1 protein-coding gene is annotated in these 4,127 nt (G+C 60.4%); it reads right to left on the bottom strand.

The features are described from left to right. Positions 1-4,127: NosD domain-containing protein (locus tag ABX749_RS24465; protein ID WP_372898299.1), on the bottom strand; the 4,127-nt coding region annotated here is incomplete at both ends.

Below are 4,127 nucleotides of genomic sequence, written 5' to 3'. Positions count from 1 at the left end.
GTCGACCTGACTCAAATCCGTTCCCGAAGCTGCGAGGTCAATGACCTGCGAGACCTCTCCGGTGATCACCGATCCGGCATGGAAATATCCGTCGCCTTCAAAAGGCAGCGGCGAGGCTGCGCGGACGTTCGCCCCGGCGGACGTCGTCCAGCCGGTCAGTCCGTTTTCAAAGCTTCCGTTGGCTAACAGGTTCACCGGGTCATGTGTCGGCGCACCGTCGGTCGCATCGGCGGCCGTGGCTGAACGCCCCAGATCGATCAGCGGATTGGCAGCGGCAATCGTCGGGCTGGTCCAGGCTTGCCCGGCAACCAGCGGGAACACATCGAAATCATCCCGGGCGGGATAGTGAAAACTCGGCAGGGCAGCATTAGAGTCCAGCGCCGTCGTGCCGATCGAATGCAGGTCAAAGGTGCCGAGACCCGCTTGCCAATCCAGAATGTCCGTGAACTTGGCGATGTATTCGACCAGCACACCGCTCGGACCGGCATGCAACACGTTGTAATCGCTGAAGAAACCCTCGAACGCGGCCGGCTGAACCCAGATGTTCGTACCTGTTTCAGTTGACATGACGTTTCCGGTGACTTCGGCACGTTTCCCGCTGACCAGATTCACGTTGATACCGAACGTTCCATAAATGGTATTGCCCACGATGCGGACGTCGTCCTGATCTACCACACGGACAGCACCGTTGTTTCCAAAGAACACGTTGTGCGCGATGGTTTGTCCGGTGAACGCTTCGACGCCAAGGTTGTTGTGACCGATGCGGTTGTAACGGACTTCGCCGTCAAACTGGACGCCGATGGTGTTTTCCGAGATCTCATTTGCATGGCTCAAATCGTCACCGCCCAGGATGCCCGAACCTTGGACTCCGATCGCATTCGCGCGAATGATCTGGCCTCGCATGAGGCCGTTAAGCAGGACGCCGGTGGTGTTTCCGACGATGACGTTCGGAATGCCTTGACCGACGAAACCCAACGCTGCGTCTTCGGCGGCGACGCCGGATTCGATTCCCGTAGCATTACCGGAGATCGTATTGCCAAACAGCTGCGCCCCCGCTTCGTATCGGACGCCCGTTTGCCCGTCACGGATGACGTTGCGAGTGATCTGGCCGCCGAACAGATTGCGCACCCACAAGCCAACTCCAGCGCCAACGATTTCGTTATCCGAAATCATGCCGGTTGAAGCCGTGGCGTTGTCGATTCCTCCCGTGCCGATCTCGTTGAATCGGATCACAGCGTCACCTGCAAGATTCAAGACGATCCCGCGAAGCTGGTTTGATTCCAGAACCGCATTTCCAGCGGATGTAATGGTCACGTCACTGGCAACCGATTCGATCAGCTGCGCGTCGGAAACCCCCGTAATGGAAACATCGCTAAGCGTACTTTGCAAAACTGTCGCGCCATTGGCTTGAATCGTCAAATCTCCGCTCACGTCGACACGTTGCAGCGTGACGTTTTCAGCATTGACGGTGACATTACCAAGCAATCTCGATCCCGGGGCTCCGATGACCGTCAATCCGGCGTCGTCCGCTTCAATGGTAACATTCCCGACATGCTCTCCGACGACCAACAGCGTGTCGCCCGGGCCGAAGTCATTGCCGGCCAGCAGACTCGTAACACTGGTTCCCGCGTCGGCATCCGCGATGAAGAGACGGCTTGGCAAAACGAGTGCCGAAACATCGCCACGAAGGAACACTTGCGGGGTTTGGCCCTTTGCTTGTCCCTGCCAGGCGACGAACGGTTGCCCCGACGCGTCGACGAATAGATTCAATTCACTGCTGCCAGTGCTGCCCGGATGAATGCCGGGCGATGCGTCTCCCCAAAGCGACTCTGCGAATCCGGTCCCATTCCACTTCATCACGCCGATGGCGCCTTGATTCGGTTGATCCACCCAGGCCAGGAACAGCCCGCCTCCCCCGGATGCCAACTGGGGCTCACGCGCGGCATGGTCGCTACCGGTAAACGTTGCCGTTGTCTGATCGGTCCAGCTGCCGCCGGAGAATTGAGCGACACGGATTTGTGTTCCGGGCAACTCCGCCGGTCCATCGGATTCGCTCCACGCGACAAACAGGTTGCCGGAGAGATAGGCAACAGACGGATCCTCCGCCCGCGCGTCGGATTGACTGACGCCGCCTGCCGATGCCGATCCGCCCAGCGCCAGCCAAGTCGAACCGTTGAACTCCTTGGCGTAGATCTGTGATTGGTCGGCCAATTGCTGAGTCCACGCCACAGCGATCCGGTTTCCGTCCGCAGCAACCGCGACCGACGAAACTTCGGTGCTCGATCCGCTGACGCCGCTTCCCGAAGCACTGCCCGCAAGCTCGATCCACTGGCTTCCGTCGAAACGACGCAGGTAGACGTTCTCGATTCCCGATGACTGATCCAGCCATGCGATCACGAGACCATTCACGGTTGAGATCATCGTCGGGTCAGACGCCATGCCGGTGCTGCTGAGGCTGCGTCCTGATGGCAAATCAACCCATTGATTGGCGACGGAATCAAATCGAGCGACGTGAATGTCACTGGTTCCGCTGGCGGCAATTTCTGTCCAGGCAACGGCGACGCTGCCGTCGACCATTAGCGCCAGGGTCGGTTGAGTCGAGGCGGCGGCTGAGTTTGAGACTCCGCCGCCTTCGGCTCCCGCGCCGATCGATTCCCATCCGGCGGCGTCGGTATGTCGTGCGACGTAGATTTCTTGTCGTCCCGAGCGGCCGTCGACCCAGGCGACGTATCGTGCACCGGTCGCGTCGGTCACAACTGCAGGTTGACTGGCTCCGCTGGCATGCCCGCCGATCCCCAGTCCTGATTCCGAACCGGAGAATCCGGTCCAGCGTCCTTTTGCGTTCGTGGCGGTTGGCAGCGTCGATGCAAACGTGATTTGATCTGTCGCGCCGCTATGCGATGGATTGGCGGTCGGCGTCGGGGCAACAAAGTCGGACGGCACCGCGGTTTCGCCACTGCCATAGTCGTTCAAGTCACCGGGTGATCCCGTCGCGATGAAGTCGTCGCCGGATTCACCGAAGGAGAAATCGTTTCCGCCACCGGCATCCAATCGGTCTTGTCCCGCACCGACTTGCACCACAAGGTTCGTGCCGAAATCGCCATACAGATAATCAACGGCATTGTCATCGTTCAGGTTTCCGACATTGTGACCGTACAATTGGTCGTGGTCTCCGTCGCCGGTCAAGATGTCCGAACCGCCGCCGCCGCGGATCACATCGTCGCCGGGGCCACCGTGCAACTGGTCATCGCCTTCGTCGCCATCGATCTGGTCGTTGCCGCCGCCGCCGAAGACTTTGTCGCGGCCATCACCACCGCGGATCACGTCTGCCGCGTCGTCGCTTCCGTAGATGACATCGTTGCCGCTGCCGCCTTCGATCTCGTCGTTGCCGCCGCCGCCGCGCAGTTCGTCTTCTCCGTCACCGCCTTGGATCAGGTCGTTGCCGATGCCGCCGTCGATCCGGTCATTCCCGATTCCGCCGCGCCGCGTGTCGAAGCCTCCCTGGCCGATTAGATCGTCGTCGCCATCGTCACCGTCGATGACGTCGTCACCGAGATGGGAGCCGATAATCGTGTCATTGCCGATGCCGCCACTGACTCGTGCGTCAGCGGTACGCCCCACGTAGATCCAGTCGTCACCGTCTTCGCCCAAGACGTCATCGGAACCATCTCCCGTCGACACGCGGTCATTCCCGCTGCCCGCGCGAATCCAGTCGGCTCCGCCGAGAGCGTCAATCTGGTCGTCGCCGGCTCCGCCTTCGATCCGATCGCCGAACCATGTACTGTCGGTGAAATCGGGATCGGTTTCCGCGCCCAAGCTCGATCCGACAATGATGTCGTTGCCGTCATCGCCGAACAGATGGTTGCCGACGCCGCCGATGGCTTGGATGACATCGTTTCCAGCGCCACCACGAATGATGTCGACATCGTTGCCGCCGGTCAGCGTATCGTCGCCGTCATCACCTGACAGATCATTGTTGCCGTCACCGCCAAGGATCGTGTCGTTGCCGGGGCCTCCCTGGACCACGTCATCGCCGTCACCCGCCTCGACATGATCATTGCCGATCCCCGCGTTAATTACATCGATTCCAAACCCGCCGAGCAGCACATCGTCGCCGTCGTCACCGG

Origin of the sequence: Stieleria sp. (assembly GCF_041595215.1) — a bacterium.
Taxonomy (GTDB): domain Bacteria; phylum Planctomycetota; class Planctomycetia; order Pirellulales; family Pirellulaceae; genus Stieleria; species Stieleria magnilauensis.
Note: the sequence above shows the minus strand (reverse complement) of the source record. Positions and strands in the feature narration are given on the sequence as shown.